The 22,276-nt window shown below is 64.2% G+C and carries 20 protein-coding genes; 10 read left to right on the forward strand and 10 right to left on the reverse strand.

From position 1 onward, the window contains the following. Positions 1-82: 82 nt before the first annotated feature. A complete protein-coding gene (locus tag QZ497_RS06470) occupies positions 83-961 on the reverse strand; it encodes a LysR family transcriptional regulator (RefSeq protein ID WP_295472349.1) in 879 nt (292 codons plus the stop codon). Positions 962-1,113: 152 nt separating this feature from the next. Between QZ497_RS06470 and QZ497_RS06475 the strand changes: the two genes are divergently transcribed. Further along, the gene (locus QZ497_RS06475; protein ID WP_295472351.1) at positions 1,114-1,611 is read left to right on the forward strand and encodes a LysM and BON domain-containing protein; all 498 of its coding nucleotides are present in this window, start codon (positions 1,114-1,116) and stop codon (positions 1,609-1,611) included. Positions 1,612-1,801: 190 nt separating this feature from the next. Then, positions 1,802-2,860, forward strand: a complete 1,059-nt coding sequence (locus QZ497_RS06480) for an IS110 family transposase (protein ID WP_295472445.1) — start codon at positions 1,802-1,804, stop codon at positions 2,858-2,860. A 293-nt stretch (positions 2,861-3,153) separates the two neighbouring features. On the opposite strand, the gene QZ497_RS06485 is transcribed toward QZ497_RS06480, so the two are convergent. From QZ497_RS06485 to QZ497_RS06500, 4 genes are read right to left on the reverse strand one after another with little or no spacing between them, the layout of a single operon-like run. After that, positions 3,154-3,867, reverse strand: coding sequence for a PA5502 family lipoprotein (locus QZ497_RS06485; protein ID WP_295472353.1), 714 nt, complete (start codon positions 3,865-3,867; stop codon positions 3,154-3,156). Between the two features lie 37 nt (positions 3,868-3,904). Continuing rightward, positions 3,905-4,693 carry a zinc ABC transporter permease subunit ZnuB gene (gene znuB / locus QZ497_RS06490; protein ID WP_295472355.1) on the reverse strand — a complete coding sequence of 263 codons (789 nt, stop codon included), beginning with the start codon at positions 4,691-4,693 and terminating at the stop codon, positions 3,905-3,907. Next, positions 4,686-5,483 carry a zinc ABC transporter ATP-binding protein ZnuC gene (gene znuC, locus QZ497_RS06495; protein ID WP_295472357.1) on the reverse strand — a complete coding sequence of 266 codons (798 nt, stop codon included), beginning with the start codon at positions 5,481-5,483 and terminating at the stop codon, positions 4,686-4,688. The genes znuB and znuC overlap by 8 nt, the downstream gene beginning before the upstream one ends. After that, complete coding sequence (locus QZ497_RS06500) at positions 5,483-5,965, reverse strand: Fur family transcriptional regulator (protein ID WP_295472359.1); 483 nt, start codon at positions 5,963-5,965, stop codon at positions 5,483-5,485. The genes znuC and QZ497_RS06500 overlap by 1 nt, the downstream gene beginning before the upstream one ends. 97 nt (positions 5,966-6,062) lie before the next feature. Here QZ497_RS06500 and znuA point away from each other — a divergent pair, with 97 nt between their 5' ends. Beyond that, a complete protein-coding gene (znuA, locus tag QZ497_RS06505; protein ID WP_295472447.1) occupies positions 6,063-6,995 on the forward strand; it encodes a zinc ABC transporter substrate-binding protein ZnuA in 933 nt (310 codons plus the stop codon). A 161-nt stretch (positions 6,996-7,156) separates the two neighbouring features. Here the strand turns inward: znuA and QZ497_RS06510 are convergent, their stop codons facing one another. Together QZ497_RS06510 and QZ497_RS06515 are read right to left on the reverse strand one after the other, a co-directional pair. Continuing rightward, entirely contained in the window at positions 7,157-8,107 is a 951-nt protein-coding gene (locus QZ497_RS06510; protein WP_295472361.1) for a homoserine kinase, read from the reverse strand. 30 nt (positions 8,108-8,137) lie between these two features. Further along, positions 8,138-8,425: a DUF2782 domain-containing protein gene (locus QZ497_RS06515; RefSeq protein ID WP_295472363.1), complete on the reverse strand. Its 288-nt coding sequence runs from the start codon at positions 8,423-8,425 to the stop codon at positions 8,138-8,140. Between the two features lie 74 nt (positions 8,426-8,499). Between QZ497_RS06515 and polA the strand changes: the two genes are divergently transcribed. Next, entirely contained in the window at positions 8,500-11,262 is a 2,763-nt protein-coding gene (polA, locus tag QZ497_RS06520) for a DNA polymerase I (protein ID WP_295472365.1), read from the forward strand. Between the two features lie 314 nt (positions 11,263-11,576). Here the strand turns inward: polA and yihA are convergent, their stop codons facing one another. Then, positions 11,577-12,209, reverse strand: coding sequence for a ribosome biogenesis GTP-binding protein YihA/YsxC (yihA, locus tag QZ497_RS06525; RefSeq protein WP_295472367.1), 633 nt, complete (start codon positions 12,207-12,209; stop codon positions 11,577-11,579). A 393-nt stretch (positions 12,210-12,602) separates the two neighbouring features. Here yihA and QZ497_RS06530 point away from each other — a divergent pair, with 393 nt between their 5' ends. The 5 genes from QZ497_RS06530 (at position 12,603) to QZ497_RS06550 (ending at position 17,934) form a co-directional block, all read left to right on the forward strand. Continuing rightward, on the forward strand, positions 12,603-13,217 hold the full coding sequence (locus tag QZ497_RS06530) for a c-type cytochrome (RefSeq protein ID WP_295472369.1): 615 nt from the start codon (positions 12,603-12,605) through the stop codon (positions 13,215-13,217). Positions 13,218-13,369: 152 nt separating this feature from the next. Next, positions 13,370-14,014, forward strand: a complete 645-nt coding sequence (locus QZ497_RS06535) for a thiol:disulfide interchange protein DsbA/DsbL (protein ID WP_295472372.1) — start codon at positions 13,370-13,372, stop codon at positions 14,012-14,014. 11 nt (positions 14,015-14,025) lie between these two features. After that, positions 14,026-14,907 carry an endonuclease/exonuclease/phosphatase family protein gene (locus QZ497_RS06540; RefSeq protein WP_295472374.1) on the forward strand — a complete coding sequence of 294 codons (882 nt, stop codon included), beginning with the start codon at positions 14,026-14,028 and terminating at the stop codon, positions 14,905-14,907. Continuing rightward, a complete protein-coding gene (locus tag QZ497_RS06545; protein ID WP_295472376.1) occupies positions 14,907-17,045 on the forward strand; it encodes a GGDEF domain-containing protein in 2,139 nt (712 codons plus the stop codon). Before QZ497_RS06540 ends, QZ497_RS06545 begins: the two co-directional genes overlap by 1 nt. A 73-nt stretch (positions 17,046-17,118) precedes the next feature. Continuing rightward, on the forward strand, positions 17,119-17,934 hold the full coding sequence (locus tag QZ497_RS06550; protein WP_295472378.1) for an N-acetylmuramoyl-L-alanine amidase: 816 nt from the start codon (positions 17,119-17,121) through the stop codon (positions 17,932-17,934). Here QZ497_RS06550 and QZ497_RS06555 read toward each other — a convergent pair. After that, positions 17,913-19,700 carry a KinB sensor domain-containing domain gene (locus QZ497_RS06555; protein ID WP_295472380.1) on the reverse strand — a complete coding sequence of 596 codons (1,788 nt, stop codon included), beginning with the start codon at positions 19,698-19,700 and terminating at the stop codon, positions 17,913-17,915. The genes QZ497_RS06550 and QZ497_RS06555 overlap by 22 nt on opposite strands. Before the next feature lie 19 nt (positions 19,701-19,719). Beyond that, on the reverse strand, positions 19,720-21,066 hold the full coding sequence (gene algB / locus QZ497_RS06560) for a sigma-54-dependent response regulator transcription factor AlgB (RefSeq protein WP_295472382.1): 1,347 nt from the start codon (positions 21,064-21,066) through the stop codon (positions 19,720-19,722). Between the two features lie 213 nt (positions 21,067-21,279). On the opposite strand from algB, the gene QZ497_RS06565 reads away from it, so the two are divergent. Next, positions 21,280-22,125, forward strand: a complete 846-nt coding sequence (locus tag QZ497_RS06565; protein WP_295472383.1) for a BON domain-containing protein — start codon at positions 21,280-21,282, stop codon at positions 22,123-22,125. Positions 22,126-22,276 lie beyond the last annotated feature (151 nt).

Below are 22,276 nucleotides of genomic sequence, written 5' to 3' on the forward strand. Positions count from 1 at the left end.
CCGTCTAATCGCTAGTTCCGATGCTGCGATAGATGACGTCGATCAATGCACGGCAGGTCGATTTCTGCCTTGTCGACGCGCTTCAGGCATCCGTCGCCAGCAGCTCGAAGCACACCTCTGCAAGGGTCGAGCGCGGTGCGCCACGGCGCATGATCAGCCCCAGACTGGCCAGGGTTCGGGCATCTTCGATGGGGTGCAGGTGCAGGGAATCGCCCAGCTGTTCCAGGCCGCCTTCCAGCGGCATGATCGCGCAGCACAGGCCGCCGCGTACCGCCTGCAGCAACTGATGCACCGCGTCGGTCTGCAACAGCGGCTGCGGCTGCAGGCCACGGCTCTGGAAGTTGTGGTCGATGGACTGACGAAAATGCATGCCGCCGGTCAGCAGGCCCAGCGGCAGGTCGATCAGGTCGGCCCAGCCCAGTGCTTGCTCGCCGAACTGAAAGTGCCGCACGTCGTAGAGCAGGCCCATGCGCGTCTCGCCCAGCGGCAAGGTCTCGAAGCGTTGCTCGTCGAGGCGCTCAAGGTAGGACACGCCCAGGTCCAGGCGGTTGCTCGACAGCTGGTCGAGGATCTGTTCGGAACTGAGCGACGACAGCTCGAATTGCAGGTGCGGATGCAACTGGTGCAGGCGCTGCAGCAGCGGCAGCGGGTCGAAGCTCGACAGCGGCACCACGCCCAGGCGCAGCGTACCCACCAGATGCCCCCGGCACACGGCGGCCTCGGCCTGCAGGCCGTCGTAGGCCGACAGCACCGTGCGTGCCCAGGCCAGGATACGCTCGCCCGGTGCGGTGAAACCCTCGAAGCGCTGGCCGCGCTTGACCAGTTCCAGCCCCAGCTCCTGCTCCAGATTGCGCAGGCGCATCGACAGGGTCGGCTGGGTGATGTTGCAGCGCGCTGCCGCCTGGCCGAAGTGCCGGGTCTCGTCGAGGGCAATCAGGAACTTCAACTGCTTGATATCCATCGTCACTCCGGATGGGGGCATTCAGGGGCTCGATTCTACGCACTCGTCCCGACATTCATAGGCCCTGACGCTGGTCGGAAGGCCTGCCGCGCGCAGGGGCGGCAACTATCGTTGTTGTGCGGGCACGAATCGGACCGCAAGGAGGTGCAACCATGGGACTCTTCGATTTCGTTAAAGATGCAGGCGAGAGCGTTCTCGATTTTCTGACACCGGGCCGGGCTCACGCCGATGACTTGAAAAAGCACATCGAGAACGTCGGCCTGGGCAATCCCAACGTCCAGATCAGCGTGGAGGGCGACCGCAAGGTCGTGGTCAGCGGCCAGGTGGCCAGCCAGGAGGAGAAGGAAAAGATCCTGCTGGCGCTGGGCAACATCAAGGGCATCGAGCAGGTCGATGACCAGATCACCGTCGGCGGCGGTGGGAGTGGGAGTGGGAGTGGGAGTGGGAGTGGGAGTGGCGGCAGTAGTGGCGGTACGCCAGAGCCGCAGCCGCGCTTCGTCACGGTGAAGTCGGGCGACACCCTCGGGGGCATTGCCAGGGCCGTCTATGGCGACGCCGGCCAGTTTCAGAAGATCTTCAAAGCCAACCAGCCCATGCTCAAGAGCCCGGACCGCATCTATCCCGGCCAGGTGCTGCGCATTCCCGATTGACCTCGAAGCCAGGGGCGGCTTGAGCCGCAATACTGTTCGGTTAAGCGCTTTGCGGCTTGGAGTAATTGGATGGACTCGCCCCCGCCGAGGCGTCTATGCGCCACGGTGGCATCCTATAGATGTCAGCGACAGCGAGGGCGAGACCATGAGCAAGAATACTTCCAAAAAGACCGCTTTGCCTGCAACCGATATCACGGCCTGCACCACCCTGGCTGTGGACCTGGCAAAGAACGTGTTTCAGGTCGCAGGTGAGGATCAGCTGGGCAGAGTGATCTACGAGAAGCGCATCCGGTCGCGTGAGGCGTTCATCACCTTCCTGCAGCAATTGCCAGCAGGCATGGCGGTGCTGATGGAAACCGGCCCAGGCGCTCAAGCCTGGGGGCGGATGCTGCTCAAGCAAGGGCAGCGACCTAGCATCCTGCCCGCTCGACATGTAGCGGGGCACCGCAGTGGGCCAAAAAACGACCGCAATGACGCGTTGGCCATTCTTCGGGCCGGTCGAGACCTGCGTATTCATGCCGTACCCGTCAAAACCGAGGCGGCGCAACAGATGCAAGCGCTGCATCGGGTACGGCAGCGCTATGTGAAAGAGCATACGGCCATGGGCAATCAAATGCGGGGGCTGCTATTGGAATATGGCATTGCCATTCCCCTGGGCAAAGCCGCTATTGATCGAGAAGTCGGTCGGCTCCTTGAGCATTCAAGCCCATTGGTTCCAGAGCCGCTGCATGAGCTGATGGCAGAACTGTTGCAAGAGTGGAAGAGCCTGGAAGCGCGAATAGAGGTGATAACCGGCCGTGTCAAACGCGCCGCTGCAGAAAACGAGACAACCAAAAGATTAATGACCGTGCGCGGTATCGGCCCGATTCTCTCCTCGGCCGTGGTGGCCAAGCAGACTGAACCTGAGCGCTTTGCGAACGCTCGAGATTTCGCGGCCTACTTCGGTACGGTGCCCGAGCAGCACAGCAGTGGAAACGCGGTGCGTCTGGGCAAGATGACCAAGCGCGGAGATGCCTATATCCGCAGCCTGGCCATCCAGGGGGCCCACGCTGTGCTAAGGCAGCTCACCCCCAGCTCGGAGCATCCAGATGATCGGCGTTTACAGCGGTGGCTGAGCCGCCACGGACAAAAAGGCGCCGCAGTACGACTGGCCAATCGCAACCTGCGGATCATTTGGGTGCTTCTGCAAAACAATGAAACCTATCGCCGCCAGCCAGGGGATACTCAGGAGGCCGCGATGAGCCTGTAATTTAAAGAGTTCTGCCACCGAGACGCTGTGACGTTTCAACCCCTTGCTAGAAAACATTGACCCCAGGTTAGACCGTCGCGAATGAATGCCTGCGCTCCTACCGGCCCTTGAGGCCTGACTGTAATCGGCATTTCGCGAGCTGATCCAATGTTGGCCAGAAGCCAGGCGCTTCCTCGAATAGGCCTGATACATAGATGCAACCGGGCAGCAGTGTTTAAAGCAAAGCGTGTTGACAGTGTGGGGCGAGTCCATACATAGGAGTGGCTTCAGCCGCGAAGCTTTCGCGGCTGAATTCAGGACTTGGGCGTGAGAATGATCTGCGCCGGCTGCTGGCGGCTGATCTGCTTGCTCATGTCCAGTTCGAAGCTGGAATTGAGCTTGTTGACCCGCTTGCTCAGCAGGTTGGCCAGCCATGGGAAGTCATCGGTGCGCGGCACGCGGACTAGCACGGCACAGTTGAAATTCACCACATCCGAGGCGATGGCATCGAGCTGTCGACGCATCTCGGCGATGTCGGTGGTTTTCAGCTCGATCAGCGTGTTCGGTGCGCTCGGGTCGATGAGCTTGGCGATGCGCCGGGCTTCAGCGGCGGCCAGCTCGGCTTCGGCCTGGTCCAGTTCGGCCTTGCGTGCCTGGGCGATGGCGCCGTTGACGCCGCTGGTCAGGGCCGGGGCCTTGGGCATCAGCGCACGGGCGCGGCTCAGGGCGGTGGCTGCGCCGTTGACGTCACCCTTCTGCAGGCTGATCTGGCTGCGGCTCAGGTAGGCCTCGGCCAGCTGGCGCTGCAAGGGGTCCAGGCGCGGGTCCGCGTCATTGGCAGCCTGCAGCGCCGCCAACTGGTCTTCGGCAGTGGCCAGCTCATTGCCGGTGATGCTCTGTTCGAGCTGGGCGAAAGCGTCTGGCGCGGCTTCGGGCACGCTGTTGGCGGCCGGTGGCGTGCTCTGACAGGCTCCCAGGAACAGGGAAAAGGCGGCGAGCAGCAGATAGCGGGAGGCGGGCAGTTTCATTCCTGCGGTTCTCTATTTGCGCAAAAAACGAGCAAGTCTACACCGCCCGCCGGGGTAGAACAAAGCTGAGCAGAAACAGCGCACAGGCGCAGACCACGATCGAAGGCCCGGCCGGGGTGTCCTTGAACCACGACAGCGACAAACCGCCGCACACCGCAACCAATCCCAGCACGCTGGCCCCCAGGGCCATCTGCTCCGGCGAACGGGCGTGCCGCTGGGCCGCCGCTGCCGGGATGATCAGCAGCGAAGTGATCAGCAGCACGCCGACGATCTTCATCGCCACGGCGATCACCACGGCGATCAGCAGCATCATGGTCATGCGCAGGGTGGTCACCGGCAGGCCTTCGACCCTGGCCAGCTCTTCGTGCACCGTCACCGCCAGCAAGGGGCGCCACAGGCTGAGGATCAGTACCAGCACCAGCGCGCTGCCGCCGAGGATCCAGGCCAGGTCCGTGGGGCTGATCGCCAGCAGGTCGCCGAACAGGTAGGCCATCAGGTCGATGCGCACCTCATGCATGAAACTCAGGACCACCAGGCCCAGCGACAGGGTACTGGGGGCGAGGATGCCCAGCAGGGTGTCGGAGGCCAGCGGCTGGCGCTGTTGCAGAGTCACCAGCAGGATCGCCAGCAGCAGGCAGCCCACCGTCACCGCCAGGGTCGGGCTGATGTCCAGCAGAAAACCCAGGGCCACGCCGAGCAGCGCCGCATGGGACAGGGTGTCGCCGAAATAGGCCATGCGCCGCCACACCACGAAAGAGCCCAGGGGGCCTGCGACCAGGGCCAGGGCGATGCCGGCGAGCAGGGCATACAACAGAAAATCAGCCATGCTTGCAGCCGTCTCCGTGAACGTGAGGTTTGAAGCGCGGGGTCGCGCTCGGGGTTTCGCTGACCACCTCGCCATGCAGGTCATGGGCGTGGTCGTGGTGGTGGTGATAGATCGCCAGGCTAGGGGCGTTCTGGCCGAACAACTCGACGAACGCCGGGTCGTTACTGACCTGCTCCGGGTGCCCGGAACAGCACACGTGGCGGTTCAGGCACACCACCTGGTCGGTGGTGCTCATCACCAGGTGCAGGTCGTGGGAGACCATCAGCACGCCGCAGCCGTGGCGGTCGCGCAGGCGGGTGATGAGGCTGTACAGCTCGGCCTGCCCCGCTACGTCGACGCCCTGTACCGGTTCATCGAGCACCAGCAGCTCGGGCTCGCGCAGCAAGGCGCGGGCCAGCAGCACGCGCTGCATCTCGCCGCCGGAAATACCCTGCAGCGGGCTGTCGATGACCTTACCGGCGCCGACTTCCTCCAGCGCGGCTTCGGCCTTGGCGCGGTCCACGCCCGGCACCAGGCGCAGGAAGCGCAGCACCGACAGCGGCAGGGTCTGGTCGACGTGCAGCTTCTGCGGCATGTAGCCCACGCGCAGTTTCGGCTTGCGCCAGACCTCGCCCGAGGTGGGTTGCAGCAGGCCGAGCACGGCGCGCACCAGGGTGGTCTTGCCGGCACCGTTGGGGCCGATCAGGGTGACGATCTCCCCGGCGCCGACGCTCAGGGCAATGTTTTCCAGAACCGTCTGGCCAGCGAAATTCACCGCCACCTGGTCCAGGCGGATCAGCACTTTGCTCATCAGGCCGCCTTGCAGCCGGCGCACACGCCGACGATCTCGATGGTCTGGCCTTCGGCGCTGAAGCCCACGTCGCCAGCGGCCTTGACCACCGCCTGGCTGATGGCCGGGTTCTGCAGTTCGATGGCCGCGTGGCAGTTACGGCAGATCAGGAACTGGCCCTGGTGCGCATGGGCCGGGTGGTTGCAACCGGTGAAGGCGTTGAGCGAGGCGATGCGATGCACCAGGCCGTTTTCCAGCAGGAAGTCCAGCGCCCGATACACGGTGGGTGGCGCGGCGCGGCGGCCGTCTTCTTCGCTGAGCACGCCGAGGATGTCGTAGGCGCCCAGCGGCTTGTGGCTTTGCCACACCAGCTCCAGCACCCGACGACGCAGGGCGGTCAGGCGCAAGCCTTTGCTGGCGCACAGGGCGTCGGCTTCGCTGAGAGCGTGGTGTACGCAATGGGAATGATCGTGGGGGCGGCTGGCCAGGGGAGTGATAGGCATGGGCGGCGACGATATTGGCTGGAGACGTTATTATGTTACCGGTTCCTGCCCGATATGAGTGTCCCTCGTGCGTCGACTTCTTAATCTTTTTGTCGTAATGGCATCCAGCTATGCGCTGGCTGCGCCTTCTCTGGCCCAGGCCGAAGTCCAGGTCCTGACCAGCATCAAGCCCCTGCAATTGATCGCCGCCGCCGTCCAGGACGGGGTCGGCAAGCCTGACGTGCTGCTGCCGCCCGGTGCCTCGCCGCATCACTATGCCCTGCGTCCTTCCGACGTGCGGCGCGTTGCGGATGTCGAGCTGTTCTACTGGGTAGGCCCGGACATGGAAGGCTTCCTGCCTCGGGTATTGCAGAACCGCAGCCGCCCGGCGGTCGCAGTGCAGAGCCTGCCCGGCATGCAGTTGCGGCACTTCGGCGAAGACCAGGCCTCCCACGCCGACCATGATCACGACCACGACGAAGCGCACGCCGATGCGGGCGATGACGATCATGACCACGATCATCGTCCCGGCAGCCTGGATTCGCACCTGTGGCTGTCGACGGTCAATGCCCGGGTGATCGCCGCGAAGATGGCTGCCGACCTGAGCGCCGCCGACCCGGCCCATGCGGCGCGCTATGCCAGCAACGCGCAGGCCTTCGGCAAGCGCCTGGATGCTCTGGACGCGCGTATCAAGGCACGGGTCAGCGGGGTGGCTGGCAAGCCGTGGTTCGTGTTCCACGAAGCCTTCGACTACTTCGAACAGGCCTACGGCCTGCAGCACACCGGCGTATTCAGTGTCGCCAGTGAAGTGCAGCCCGGCGCCCGCCATGTGGCAGCGATGCGCGAACGGCTCAAGGAAGCGGGCAAGACGTGCGTGTTCAGCGAACCGCCGATGCGTCCGAAACTGGCCGAGACCCTCACCGCCGGCCTGCCAGTGAAGCTCGCCGAACTGGACGCCCTGGGTGGCTACACCCCGGCCAGCGCCAACGGTTATGAGCAACTGCTGGAAAAGCTCGGCAACGACCTGGCCGGTTGCCTGGAAAGCCTCTGATCCTCGTTTGGCAGTCAGGCCTGTAAGGCGCCCCCGAAATTTTCAGGAGGGCGCCTGGTCGCGAAAAGACCGGCAACATCATCGAGTTTGCTGCGAACATGACGTAGCCATCGCCAGCAAGCTCGCTCCAGCGGTCTGACTTTTTTGGCCTTGCGCGGCGGTTACAGCGCGAACGGCAGCGGCAGGCGTACGTCCTGGCGCTGGCGCAGGCGGTGCTCGAACTCGGCCGGGTCGTGGATCAGCACGTCCTGGCCGGCGAAGGCTTCGGCGGCGATCAGGCGCGACAGCCAGAAGCGCACGCAGGCCACCCGCAGCATGACCGGCCACAGCTCGGCCTCGGCAGGGGTGAACGACCGCTGCGCGGCGTAGGCACCGAGCAAGGCCTTGGCACGCACCGGGTCCAATTGGCCGTCGGCCTCGGAGCACCAGTCGTTCAGGGCAATCGCCAGGTCATAGAGCATCGGCCCGGAACAGGCGTTGTAGAAGTCGATCACGCCGGTCAGGTGCGTGCCCTCGAACATCGCGTTGTCGCGGAACAGGTCGGCATGCAGGTTGGCGCGCGGCAGGGCGAGAATTGCCTGGCGATGCCGTTCGATCTCCTGCAGGGCCCGGTCCAGCAGCTCGGCCTGACTGGCATGAAGGTGCGAAAGGAAGTTGCGGCCCTCTTCGAGCATCCAGTCCAGGCCACGGTCGGTCTTGCGCTCCAGCACTTGGTCACGGGTCGCCAGGTGCAGGCGCGCCTGCAGGTCGCCAATCGCCGCACAATGCTGGGTATTGGGCTCCTTGATGTGTTTGCCGGCCAGGCGCGGTTGCAGCAGCGCTGGCTTGCCTTTCAGCTCGCGCAGGGCCTGGCCGCTGGTATCCCGCAGGGCATAGGGCACTGGCAGGTCGGCGGCGTGCAGCACGTCGAGCAGTTCGATGAAGAACGGCATCTCCTGCACCGGGCCGCGCTCGACCAGGGTCAGGACGAACTCGCCCTGTTCCAGGCTGATGAAGTAATTGGTGTTTTCACTACCGGCGGCGATGCCCTGATAGTCGAGCAGGCGGCCGAGCCCGTAGGTGGACAGGAAGGTTTCCAGCTCGGGCCGGGCCAGGGGGGTAAAGACGGACATATGCCAGCTCAAAAAAGGTTGATGTGAAGGTTACCAGCTAAAGATTTCCCACTGGGGGATCAGCATGTCCGGTTGGTCCGAACGGATGAAATTGGGGCTCGTGCCATCAGCGCGCACGAGAAAATACGGCTTGCCGTGCTTGGGCGTGATCTTGATCGCATAGAGGAAGCCATTCTGGCGGTACTCCTGGATGGTCTTGTCGCCCTCGGTACGGATCGTCACTTCAGGGTCGGCCGAAGGTGTGTCGTCTGCGGCCACCGCCAGCAACGGCGCGGTCAGCAACAGGCTGGTCAACCACAAGCGATTTATCGTGCGCATGATAACCTTGCCCCTTTGTTGTCCATGGTCCGCGCATTTTAGCGCCGACCCCGCCGAAAAGGTTGAATCTGCTCATGAGCCAAGCTCCCCTCGTCCTGGTGGACGGTTCGTCGTACCTGTACCGTGCCTTCCACGCCCTGCCGCCGCTCACCACCTCCAAGGGCCTGCCCACCGGCGCCGTGAAGGGTGTGCTGAACATGCTCAAGAGCCTGCGCAAGCAGTATCCGGACAGCCCGTTCGCCGTGGTCTTCGATGCCAAGGGCGGCACCTTCCGCGACGAGCTGTTCGCCGAGTACAAGGCCAACCGCCCCAGCATGCCCGACGACCTGCGGGTACAGATCGACCTGCTGCACGCCTGCGTCAAGGCGCTGAGCTACCCGATGCTGTGCGTGGAGGGGGTCGAGGCCGACGACGTGATCGGCACCCTGGCGCGCAGCAGCGCCGCCGCGCAGCGACCGGTGGTCATCTCCACCGGCGACAAGGACATGGCGCAGCTGGTGGACGGGCACATTACGCTGGTCAACACCATGACCGGTAGTGTGCTGGACGTGGCCGGCGTGAAGGAGAAATTCGGTGTCGGCCCCGAGCACATCATCGACTACCTGGCGCTGATGGGCGACAAGGTCGACAACATCCCTGGCGTACCTGGCGTGGGCGAGAAGACCGCCACCGGCCTGCTGGTGGGTATCGGCGGCGGCCTGGCGGACCTGTACGCCAACCTCGACGCCGTAGCCGCCCTGCCGATTCGTGGCGCCAAGACCCTGGGCGCCAAGCTGGCCGAACACCGCGACATGGCCTTCCTGTCGTACGAGCTGGCGACCATCAAGTGCGACGTGCCGCTGGACGTGCAGATCGACGAGCTGGTGATCGGCGAGCCAGACCGCGAGAAGCTGGTCGAGCTGTACACCGAGCTGGAGTTCAAGAGCTGGCTCAACGATATCGAGCGTGACGCCCGTCGTGCCGGCCAGGAAATCGCCCAGCCGCAAGCCGCGCCCAGTGACCATTCCGGCTACGAGACCATCCTCGACCAGGCGCGCTTCGAGGCCTGGCTGGACAAGCTGAACAAGGCCGAGCTGATCGCCTTCGACACCGAGACCACCGGTCTCGACGCCCAGAAGGCGCAACTGGTAGGCCTGTCGTTCGCGGTCAAGACCGGCGAAGCGGCGTACATCCCGCTGACGCACTCCTACATGGGCGTGCCCGAGCAGCTGGACCGCGACAAGGTGTTGCTGGCCCTCAAGCCGCTGCTCGAAGACCCGGCCAAGGCCAAGGTCGGGCAGAACGCCAAGTACGACATCAACATCCTCGCCAACTGCGCCATCGGCGGCGACCCGGCCAACGGCATCACCGTGCGCGGCGTGGCCTTCGACACCATGCTCGAATCCTACGTGCTCAACTCGGTGGCCACCGCCCATGACATGGACAGCCTGGCGGCCAAGTACCTGGGCCAGCAGACCATCCGTTTCGAAGACATCGCCGGCAAGGGCAAGAAGCAGCTGACCTTCGACCAGATCGCCCTGGAACAGGCCGGCCCTTACGCCGCCGAGGATGCCGACGTGACCCTGCGCCTGCACCAGGCGCTGTCTGACAAGCTCAACGCCGAGCCGGGCTTGCTGTCCGTGCTGCAGGACATCGAGATGCCGCTGGTGCCGGTGCTGGCGCAGATCGAGCGCCAGGGGGCGCGGGTCGATGCCGCGCTGCTGGGCGTGCAGAGCGTCGAGCTGGGCAACAAGATGGTCGAGCTGGAACGCCAGGCTTTCGAACTGGCCGGCGAGCCGTTCAACCTGGGTTCGCCCACGCAGCTGGGCAAGATCCTCTACGAGAAGCTGCAGCTGCCGGTGCTGGGCAAGACCCCGACCGGCAAGCCGTCGACTTCCGAAGACGTGCTGGTCAAGCTCGCCGAACAGGGCCACGAGTTGCCGACCCTGCTGCTGCAGTACCGCTCGATCAGCAAGCTCAAGAGCACCTACACCGACACCCTGCCCGGCCAGATCAACCCGCGCACCGGCCGTGTGCACACCTCGTACAACCAGGCTGGCGCCGCCACCGGGCGTTTCTCGTCCAGTGAGCCGAACCTGCAGAACATTCCGGTGCGTACCGCCGAGGGGCGGCGCATCCGCCAGGCCTTCGTCGCCTCGCCCGGCTACAAGCTGCTGGCCGCGGACTATTCGCAGATCGAACTGCGCATCATGGCCCACCTGGCCAAGGACGAAGGCCTGCTGCACGCCTTCCGCAACGACCTGGACGTGCACCGCGCCACCGCCGCCGAGGTCTTCGGCGTGGAGCTGGAGCAGGTCAGCAACGACCAGCGGCGTAGCGCCAAGGCGATCAACTTCGGCCTGATCTACGGCATGGGCGCCCAGGGCCTGGCGCGGCAGATCGGTGTCGACGGCAAGCAGGCCAAGGCCTACATCGACCGCTACTTCGCCCGCTACCCTGGCGTGCGCGACTACATGGAACGCACCCGCGAACAGGCCGCCGAAAAAGGCTATGTAGAAACCCTGTTCGGTCGTCGCCTGTACCTGCCGGAGATCAACTCCAACAAACCGCAGCAGCGCGCCGGCGCCGAACGCACGGCGATCAACGCGCCGATGCAGGGCACCGCGGCAGACATCATCAAGAAGGCCATGGTGGCGGTGAACACCTGGCTGAACGAGTCCGGCCTGGATGCGCGGGTCATTCTCCAGGTACACGACGAACTGGTCCTGGAAGTGCGCGAAGACCTGGTGGAGCGCATCAGCGAAGAAATTCGCCCGCACATGAGCAGCGCCGCGCAGCTGGATGTGCCGCTGGTGGTGGAAGTCGGGGTGGGCAACAACTGGGACGAGGCGCACTAGGCCGCAGGCTGTGTCCTGGCAACATGAACATTTGTTCATGCCAGGACAGGAACTAAACCGTCCGGGGCCGGGTCAGAGTTCACGATTGGCTCGCAAGGCCGATCATGCTCCTATGTTGTGTTAAGTGTTGGCAGATATCCGGATCCCGCCCTGAGGGTCCGGACCTTGGACCCCGAACTTCCCCCTCCCCATATGAAGTCCGGGGTTTTTTTTGTCCTGAAAATGTCGCCAACCAGGCTGTAACCGTTCCCGCAGCCTTGCCTCATGTTGGCTCGCGACCTCTCGCAAAGGCGTTTCCATTCAGCCGGTGCTGCTCACTGCTGGGCTTTGTCTTCCAGTTCCAACCAGTTCGCCAGCGTGCGGTAGGCTTCTTCCAGGCCCTGGCGCTTGGGCGCGGAAAACAGCTGGATGGTCACCCCTTCGCCCCAGCTCTTGCGAATCTGCGACTGCACCTTGAGCAGGGTGTTCTTCGCCGCGCCGTGGGTCAGCTTGTCGGCCTTGGTCAGCAGGATGTGCATCGGCATGCCGCTGGCCACGGTCCAGTCCAGCATCATGGTGTCGAATTCGGTCATCGGGTGACGCACGTCCATCAGCAGCACCACGCCCTTGAGGCTTTCACGGCTGCCCAGGTAGGCCTCCAGGTGGCGTTGCCAGTGCTGCTTGAGCGGGATCGGGACCTTGGCGTAGCCATAGCCGGGCAGGTCGACCAGGCGGCGATCGTCGTCCAGGAGGAAGAAGTTCAGCAGCTGAGTGCGCCCCGGGGTTTTCGAGGTGCGTGCCAGGTTGGCGTGGGTCAGGGTGTTCAGCGCGCTGGACTTGCCCGCGTTGGAGCGGCCGGCGAATGCCACTTCGAAGCCCGCATCATCAGGGCACTGATCGACCTTGGCGGCGCTGAGCATGAACTTGGCCTGCTGGCAGAGGCCGAGGATGGGGTTCTTGAGTTGCATGTGATTTCCGCTAAAAAGCCTGCTGCAAGGGGTGCGGCAAGGTGTCGTTTCCGTTCAGGCAGTACGGGTATATAATGCCGCAGATTTTGTGTGGATTTCGCCTGTGCCCAGGTGAATGAGCACGCCAAGCGAGAACAGGATCCGTGCAGGTGCCGCAACCGGCATCGGTTTTTCACCGGATCCGATGCGCATTAGAACGCAGTCCGCTTTCAACCTGAAAGGTTTTTGCTGAAACAGGCGCGGTTCTTCGTCGTTTCGGCTGCCATTCAAATCGTTGCCGTCGCGTGGAAATGTGCAAGGACTGCAGCTTCCAGGGTCGTGAGCCGCCCTCTTTTGCGGGGGTGTTCCTGGCGCTGCCTGACGTTTCACCTCATAGCCGATTTGGATGATCTGATGAACACACTCCTCGCGAGCCTGCTGTTGACACTGGGTGTCTGCGCGCCGGCGCTGGCTGCCGAACCGGTTGGCAATGCCGCTGCCGGTCAGGCCAAGGCCATGGTCTGTGGCGCCTGCCACGGCCCGGATGGCAACAGTGCGGCAGGCAACTTCCCGAAACTCGCCGGCCAGGGCGAACGCTACCTGCTCAAGCAACTGCGCGAGATCAAAGACAACAAGCGCATCGTGCTGGAAATGACCGGCCTGCTGGCCCCGCTCAACGATCAGGACCTGGCCGACCTCGCCGCCTGGTACGCCAGCCAGAAGGCCAGCACCGGCATGGCCGACCCGACCCTGGTGTCGCGTGGCGAGGCGCTGTTTCGCGGTGGCAAGCTCGAAGACGGCATGCCGGCCTGCATCGGCTGTCATTCCCCGGATGGCACCGGCAACGCCCCGGCCGGCTTTCCGCGCCTGGGCGGGCAGCACGCCGACTACATCAAGAAGCAGCTCACCGCGTTCCGCGAAGCCGAGCGCGTCAACGATGGTGACACCATGGTCATGCGCAGCATCGCGGCAAAACTCAGTAACAAAGATATCGAGGCACTGGCCCAGTACATTCAGGGGCTGCATTGAGGCGTTTGCGGTCTGCACGCTGAACGAGTCAAAAAGGGTAGCCTGGGCTACCCTTTTTCGTGGTCACGGGCGTTACACTAGCGAACTGCTGCCGCGACGAACGGTCGTAATCGAATCGCTGCAAGCGAATTCCACGAACCCAGGAGTAAAGAATGCGTAACCTGATTCTCAGCGCCGCTCTGGTGGCCGTCAGTGTGTTCGGCATGACCGCACAGGCTGCCCAGCCGATCGAGGCAGGCAAACAGTACGTTCAACTGAGCAGCCCGGTGGCTGTATCGGAGCCTGGCAAGATCGAAGTCGTTGAGCTGTTCTGGTACGGCTGCCCACATTGTTACGCCTTCGAGCCGACCATCAACCCCTGGGTCGAAAAACTGCCTGAAGATGTGCACTTCCTGCGCATTCCTGCCCTGTTCGGCGGCCCTTGGGACGCCCATGGCCAACTGTTTATCACCCTCGAGGAAATGGGCGTGGAGCACCAGGTGCACGCCGCCGTGTTCGATGCCATCCAGAAGCAGCACAAGCGCCTGACCGATCCAGAGGACATGGCCGAGTTCCTGGCCACCCAGGGCATCGACAAGGACAAGTTCCTCAGCACCTTCAAGTCGTTCGCCGTGAAAGGCAAGATGGCCAAGTACAAGGAGCTGGCCAAGCAGTACCAGGTCACTGGCGTTCCAACCATGATCGTCAACGGCAAGTACCGCTTCGACCTGGGCACTTCCGGCGGTCCGGAAGCCACTCTCGACGTGGCCGACCAGCTGATCGCCAAAGAGCGTGAAGCTGCCAAGTCTGCCAAGTAGGCAGTCTCGTCATGCGCCGCTGGGGCAAGGGTAACGAGCGTGTCGCCGGTCTGCGTGACCCGCGGGTCAACGAGGACCACCTGAGCGCCAGCGGCCTGCCTGACAACGGTCGGCTGCGGCTGTTGAGCTTCAACATCCAGGTCGGCATCAATACCCAGCGTTACCATCATTACCTGACCCGCAGTTGGCAGCATGTGCTGCCGCACGGCGGGCGGGCGACCAACCTGCAGAAGATCGGCGAGCTGATCGGCGACTTCGACCTGGTCGCCCTGCAGGAAGTCGACGGAGGCAGCCTGCGTTCCGGCTACGTCAATCAGGTCGAGCACCTGGCCCAGCTGGGCGCCTTTCCCTACTGGTACCAGCAGCTCAACCGCAACCTGGGCCGCCTGGCCCAGCACAGCAATGGCGTGCTCAGTCGTCTCAAGCCCTGGGCGATCGAGGACCATCCGCTGCCAGGTCCGGCCGGGCGCGGTGCGATCCTGATGCGTTTCGGCGAGGGCGATGACGCGCTGGTGGTGGTGATGATGCACCTGGCCCTGGGGGCCCGCACCCGCACCCGGCAACTGGCCTACATCCGCGAGCTGATCGGCAACTACCGCAACCAGGTGCTGATGGGCGACATGAACACCCACGCCACCGACCTGCTGGAGCATTCGCCGTTGCGCGACCTTGGCCTGCTTGCCCCGCAGATCGAGGCGACCTTTCCCAGCTGGCGACCACAGCGCTGCCTGGACCATATCCTGCTCAGCCCGAGCCTGACGCTGGAACGCGTACAGGTGCTGGCGCAGCCCATTTCCGATCATCTGCCCGTGGCGGTAGAAATCCGTCTGCCAGCGTCGCTGTGCGGGGACTCCTTGCCCGTGCCCCGCGTACCTGACGATGGATCCCGTTGATGAGTGACGACGCCGAGCGTTGGAAAGAGAAATACCTGAAGGGCATCGAACAGCAGGACCGCCTGGAGAAGCGCTGGCAGGCCCGTCTCGACCTGCTGCGGCGCGGCCTGGTGCGCAGCAGTCTGGCGGCGGAGGGTTCGGACCGCGCGGTCGACGAATGCATGAAGGAAATGCGTGAGATCGTCCGCAAGGATGACATGGACGCCGGCCTGGCCGGCCTCATCCCGCGCCTGGAAAAGGCCGTACTGGATTCCGAACAACGCCGTGAGGTGCGGGCCGGGCAGGTCAGCACTGCGCTCACCGCGCTGGTGGCACAGTTGCAGAGCCTGCCGCTGCCCCGCGAAGTGCGTAAACCGCTCAAGCGCTTCGCCAAGGAACTCGAGGACCGTGCTTCTCAGGCCCGCGAGCTGCCGCTGCTGCTCAGTGAACTCAGCGGCCTGCAAGGCCGCGCCCTGAATGCCCTGGAAAAGACCGACCAGCCGGCACGGCCAGGCCTGCTCGAACGCCTGTTCGGGGGCCGCGACGAGGCCGGCGCGCCGGAGACCAGCCAGCCTGACACGCCCGGGCAACCTGCCGCCCTGCCCGCCACGTCGCCGGCCCCGGATGCCGACGCCGACGATGACGTGGATGAAGCTCCTGTAGCACCCGCGCCGCCGGCGCCTGCCAAGGCGGAGCCACAGGCCGCTGCCGTTGCGCCGCAGACACCCGCCGCAGAACCCGCGGGGAGTGCCAGGGCGGCCCCCGAACCCGGCGCTCGGCCCGCGGAGGCTGCCGCTGTGGTCGCTCCGACCCCTTCCTCTGCCGATCCTGCTGCGCCAGCGCCGGCCGAGGCGGCGCTGGCTGACGACGCTGTGGCGGTGGCCGCCCTGGTCAAGGCCGAGCCAGAAGTCACGCCGCTCACGCCCGTGCAGCCCGTCAGTGCGCCGATAGAAGGGTTGCTGGCGCCTGTACCCATCGTGCCGTTCGAACAGGTCGTGCCGTTCGCGCCGCTCGCTTCGGCTGAAGTGCCCGACGAGCCCCAGGCCGAAGCGGGTGAAGAAGGCCAGGCGGGTGAAGAAGGCGAATACGCCCTGCCGCATTCATCCGAGCCGAGCTACAGCTCGGTGGCCGCACACATCGAAGACACCCTGCTGGGCCTGCTGGATGACCTGAACCTGCCGGACATCCACCGCCCGCATGTCGAATCCATGCGCGAGCGTCTGGAGCATGGGCTTAACTGGTACGAACTGCTGCCGATCCTCGATGACCTGGCCGTGTTGATGCTGGCCATCAGCGACAGCGGCCAGGTCGAGTTCGAGACTTATCTCAAGCAGCTCAACCAACGTCTGGAGTCCTTCCAGAGCAGCCTGCAGGCGGTCAACGACGGCCACAGCCATGGCCACTCCTCCGCACGTGCCTTCGACAGCGAGCTGCGCGAGCACGTCGATGACCTGCAGAGCAGCGTGCAGGAAGCCTCGGACCTGGTGAGTCTCAAGGGCATCCTTGAGAAGCGCCTCGAAGGCATGTTGGGCGCCATGGACGACTACCAGCGCAAGCGTGACGAACGCGAGCGTGAAGTCGCCGAGAGCCTGCAGCACCTGGCCAGCCGCGTGGCGAGCATGGAGCAGGAAGCCCTAGGCGTGCGCGCCAGCCTCGAAGAGCAACGGCGCAAGGCGTTGCTCGACCCGCTCACCGGCCTGCCCAACCGTGCGGCCTGGGGCGAGCGTCTGGAGCGGGAGATGGCGCATCGTCAAGAACAGGCCAGCAGCCTGCTGATCGGTATTCTCGACCTGGACCACTTCAAGCGTATCAACGATGGCTATGGCCACCTGGCGGGCGACAAGGTGCTGAAGATCGTCGCCAACCAGCTGCAAAAACGTCTGCGCACCACGGATTTCATGGCGCGCTTCGGCGGTGAGGAGTTCGTCATGCTGATGCCGGCCACCACCGTGGCGACCGGCCTGCAGCGTCTTGAGGAGATGCGCGCGGCGGTCGAGCAATGCCCGTTTCATTTCAAGGGAGAGCCGGTGACCATTACCGTGTCCATCGGCATGACTGCCCTGCGCCCTGCCGAGCGCAGCGATACGGCGCTCAAGCGTGCCGATCAGGCGCTGTACCGCGCCAAGGAAGCGGGCCGCAACCGTGTCGAGCAGGGTTGAATCGCGAGGCGCCGCCGACCCGTGGTCTTCGCTTGGTTATCATGTGGCGTTTATGCCTGAGAAGTAGGATGTCATGAAGCGGTTATTAGCAGTGCTGTCGTTAGCTACCCTGAGCGCCTGTTCCAGCGGCCCGCGCTTGGACACCAGCCACCCGTCGGTCAACTTCGACAATCGCATCCAGTATGTCGTCCTGCACTACACCTCTGCTTCCCAAGAGCGTTCGCTGCAACTGCTGACCCACGGCGAAGTGAGCAGCCACTACCTGGTCGGCGACGACGCCCGCGCCACGATCTTCAAGCTGGTGGACGAAAGCGCCCGCGCCTGGCATGCCGGTGAAAGCGAATGGGACGGCCGCACCTGGCTCAACTCCAGCTCGATTGGCATCGAGATCGTCAACCCTGGCTATACCGATGGCTCCAACGGTCGCCTGTGGTACCCCTACAGCGAGGCGCAGGTGCAGTCGCTGATCGTGTTGCTCAAGGACATCATCACGCGCAATGGCATCGAGCCGCGCCACATCATCGGCCACAGCGACATCGCCCCGATGCGCAAGCTCGATCCGGGGCCGCTGTTTCCCTGGAAGCGTCTGGCCCAGGAAGGCATCGGCATCTGGCCCGACGAGCGCCTGGTGGCGGCCCAGCAGGCGCTATACGCTGCGCGCCTGCCGGACATCCTGTGGTTCCAGCAGCAGCTTGCACGTCTGGGTTACCGCACGCCGCAGACCGGGGTTCTGGATGAAGAAACCCGCAACGTAATCGCCGCGTTCCAGATGCATTTCCGTCCGCAGCGCTTCGACGGCGAGCCGGATGCGCAGAGCGCAGCGATTCTGCAGGTGCTCAACAGCATGCGTTTTCGCACGCCGGCCACTCAGAACGGCAGCGCCATGTAGAACTGCGTGCCCTGCCCTGGCCGCGAATAGACACCCATGCGCCCCCCGTGCAGTTGCACGATCTCCTTGCACAGCGCCAGGCCCAGGCCGGCGCCGCCTTTCTTGCGACCCACCTGCACGAAGGGCTCGAAGATGCGCGCCTGATTGCCGTAGGCGATGCCCTCACCGTTGTCTTCCACGCTGATGATCGCGCGCTCGCCATGGCGCCGGGCTTGCAGACGGATCAGGCCGTTTTCCGGGGTATGGCGCAGCGCGTTGTCCAGCAGGTTGTCCAGCACCCGGTCCAGCTGCGACTGGTCGGCATGCAGGCGCGGCATGCTCTCCTGGATGTCGAGCTGCAGGATGATGTCCTGCTCCTGGGCGCGCTCGGCGAAGCGCTGGCGGGCCTGCTGGAGCATGTCTTCGATGTCGCAGGGGGCCAGGGTGAGCTTCTGCAGGCCACTCTGGTAGCGCGAAAAATTCAGCAGATCGTTGATCAGCTGCATCAGCCGCTGCATCTCTTCCCTGACCGTGTTGAACAGGTCGGCCTCGCGGCTTTCCTCGGCGAAGCGCACGCGCTCCTGCAGCAGGCCGAAAGCCATGTGCATGCCGGTGACCGGGGTGCGCAGCTCGTGCGAGGCGCGCAGCACGAACTCGCTGCGTACCCGTTCGAAGGCCCTTTGCTCGGTGACGTCGTGCATGACCATCACCGCGCCGAGGATCTCGCCGGTGGAATGGCTCACTGGGGTGAGGCTGTAGGTCAGCAGGCGTGATTCGCCATCGATCTCGATACACAGGTCTTCGGGCGCACGCTCCAGACTGCCGCCACGCAGGTTGAGAAGGATCTCTTCGTCCAGTTCCGGGCGCGCCAGGGCTTCGCCGGGGCGCTGGCCGAGGCGGCTCTCGTCCCAGCCAAGCTGACGCTGGGCGACCGGGTTCATGTGCTCCAGGTGACCCTGCTGGTCGATCATCAGCAGTCCGTCGTCGATGCTGTCGAGCACGGCCTGCAGGCGCTGCTGGCCGGCCACCAGCTCGTCGATATTGGTCGCCTGGTGCTTGCGCAGCGCTTCGGCCATCAGCCCGAAGCGGCGCGTCAGCTGGTTCATTTCGGCAGCCGGGGAAATCGGCAAGGTGACGTCGAAGTCGCCCTGGCCGATCTTGTCGGCGGCCTTGGCCAGCGCCTCGATGGGGGTGCCGAAGCGCCGGGCGATGCCATGGGCGGTGACGAAGCCGATGCACAGCACCGCCAGCCCGACCAGGCTCAGCAGGCCGGCGATCCAGTTCGCCCGAGCGCGTGAGGCGCGCTCGTTGGCGGTGATGTTGTCCAGTGCCGAGCGGTAGGCGCTCAATAGCCCGTTGCGCAGGTGATTGAAGCTGGCGCTCAGTTCGGGGTTGGTGCGGATGCTCTGGCCGCCGACGCTGTCGCGCCGGTAGCTCTGGATGAAGGTCTGGTAATTGCGCTGGGCTTCCTGGAAGCCGCTTTGGGTGTCGGCCTTCTGGTCATGCGCAATACCGTCAGCCAGCAGGGCTTCGAATTGCTTCTGCAGCTTATCCAGACTCTGCGGGTCCGGATTGGCGTCGAGCATCAGCACCAGCTGATCGCCCAGGTTCTGCCGCAGCTTGAGCCCCAGGTCCAGCGTCTTGAAGTTGCGCTGGATCATCGATTCTTGGGTGTGCGCGGTCTGCATCACGCCCACCAGGCCCAGTATCAGTCCGAGCAGGGCCACTGTGATCAGGGCCGATATGCTCAGAAACAGGCGGGTGCGCAACTTCATTGCCAATTTCATGGAACACCGAGGGGCAGAATTACAGGTTGTACTGCTTGCGTTTGCGATACAGCGTCGAGGCGTCGATGCCCAGGGTCTTGGCCGCCTGGTCCAGTGTGTCGCTGGTCGCCAGTACTGCGCCGATGTGGGCCTTTTCCAATTCGTCCAGGCTCATCGCGGCCCCCACCCGCGGGGCGTTGCTGACCGGCTGGTCACCCATGCCCAGGTGTGCGACTTCCACCCGCTCCTGCGGGCAGATGATGCTGGCGCGTTCGATGACGTTGCGCAGCTCACGAATGTTGCCCGGCCAGTGGTAGTTGAGCAGCGCGGTGCGGGCGTCTTCGCTGAAGCCGCGGGCCGGTCGCGCGTATTCCTTGACGAAGCGCGCCAGGAAGCGATCGGCCAGGGTCAGGATGTCTTCGCCGCGCTCGCGCAGGGCCGGCAGGGTCAGGGTGATGACGTTCAGGCGATACAGCAGGTCTTCACGGAATTTGCCGCTGCGCACCATGTCTTCGAGGTTCAGGTTGGTGGCGGCGAGGATGCGCACGTCGGCGCGACGGGTCACTGGGTCGCCGACGCGTTCGTACTCCTTGTCCTGGATGAAACGCAGCAGCTTGGGCTGCAGGGTCAGCGGGAAGTCGCCGATCTCGTCGAGGAACAGCGTGCCGCCGTCGGCCTGGTTGACCCGCCCCAGCGTGCTCTCGCTGGCCCCGGTGAAGGCGCCGCGGCTGTGGCCGAACAGTTCGCTTTCCATCAGTTCAGCGGTCAGCGAAGGGCAGTTGATGGTCACGCAGGACTTCTTGGCGCGTTTGCTCCAGCCGTGGATGGCCCGGGCCAGCTCACCCTTGCCCGTGCCCGACTCGCCGAGAATCAGGATATTGGCATCGGTGACCGCGACCTGGCGGGCGGTTTCCAGGATGCTCATCATCACCGGGCTGTGCGAATCCAGGCCGTCCTTGGGTTTGCGGATCTCGCCTTCGAGGGCCTCCAGGCGCGCCGAGAGCTGGCGCACTTCAAGCTGCTTGGCGGTGGCCAGGCGCAGTTGGTCGGGGCTGCAGGGCTTGACCAGGTAATCGGCGGCGCCAGCGCGGATGGCGTCCACGGCGGTATCCACCGCCGAATGCGCGGTGACGATCACCACGCGCATCCACGGGGCCTGGGTGCGCATCTGCGCCAGCACGTCCAGGCCGTTGTCTTCACCCAACCGTAAATCCAGGAAACACAAATCGAACACCTGGCGCTGCATCAGGGCATCGGCCTGCGCGGCGCTGTTGGCCGTGGCCACGCTGTAGCCCTCGTCTTCCAGGCAATACCGGAAGGTGCGAAGGATGGCGGACTCGTCGTCCACTAGCAGAATACGGCCCTGGTTCTCAGTGGCTGCTTCCATTTTTCCTACGCTCCTCAATGAATAGTCTTGGTTAGTCTCGGAATCATCGGGCAAGTTGCATGGTCAATTCTGATTGATTATGCGGCATGCATGGTAGCGATCTGCTTGTGCCTTGGCTAACTGGCGGATTTGCCTGCCCGGCTGTCGTCAAAACCGCCTGGCCCGGCCTTGCGAGGCCTCCGGTGGACTGACCGCCCTGCAAAGGAGAACGTCATGCACCCCTTGAAGAATATCGCCCTGGCAACCGCCACCGCTGCGCTGTTGGTCGCCCATCCACTGCTGGCCCACGCCGCGCAGGGGGATGCCGCGCCGCTGGTAGAAGCCCGCCAGGAGGGTTCGATCTGGACCGCCATTGCCTTGAATCGGCACTTGAGTGCGTTCGATATCAAGGTCGCCGTGGATAACGGCACTGCCAAGCTGTCCGGCAAGGTCGAAAACCAGGTCGAGCGCGAGCTGGCCGAACGCATCGCGCTGGACGTTGATGGCATCGACAAGGTCGACAACCAGCTGCAGATCGATCCTTCGGTGGCCACCGAAGCCGATGCCCGCAACGGCCTGGCCCAGCGCTTCGAAGACGCCACCTTGGTGGCGACCATCAAGTCCAAGCTGCTGTGGAGCAACGTGACCCAGGGCATGGAGATCGAAGTGAGCAGCGACCAGGGCGTGGTCACCCTCAAGGGCCGCGCACAGAGCCCGGAAGCCAAGGAGCTGGCCGGCACCCTGGCGACCAATACCGACGGCGTGGTCAGCGTCAACAACCTGATCAGCCTCAGCGCTGCCGATTCCATTGCCGCCAAGACCCAGCCCCAGGCCCTGAGCACCACCGAACAGATGAGCGACGCCTGGGTGACCAGCAAGGTCAAGGCCAGCCTTATTTATAGCCGCAACCTCGACGGCTTGAATATCAAGGTCGATACCCGCGAAGGCGTAGTGACTCTCAACGGCATGGTCGCCAACTATGCCGACAAGGAACTGGCCGTGGACATCGCACGTAACATTCGCGGTGTGAAGGGCGTGAACGCCGACGCACTCAAGGTGATGACCCGCACCACCGGATGACCCTCAGGCGCCCCGCGCATTCGTGCAGAACGCACGATGCCAAGGGGGTGATCGTGCAGCTTGCTGGCCAGGATGAATTTCAGGTCTTTATAAGTTATTGATTTATATAGATTAATTTTCATCTTAAAACTGGCATGCGGCGTGCAAAACC

The sequence above is a fragment of the uncultured Pseudomonas sp. genome (assembly GCF_913777995.1).
Classification (GTDB): Bacteria; Pseudomonadota; Gammaproteobacteria; order Pseudomonadales; family Pseudomonadaceae; genus Aquipseudomonas.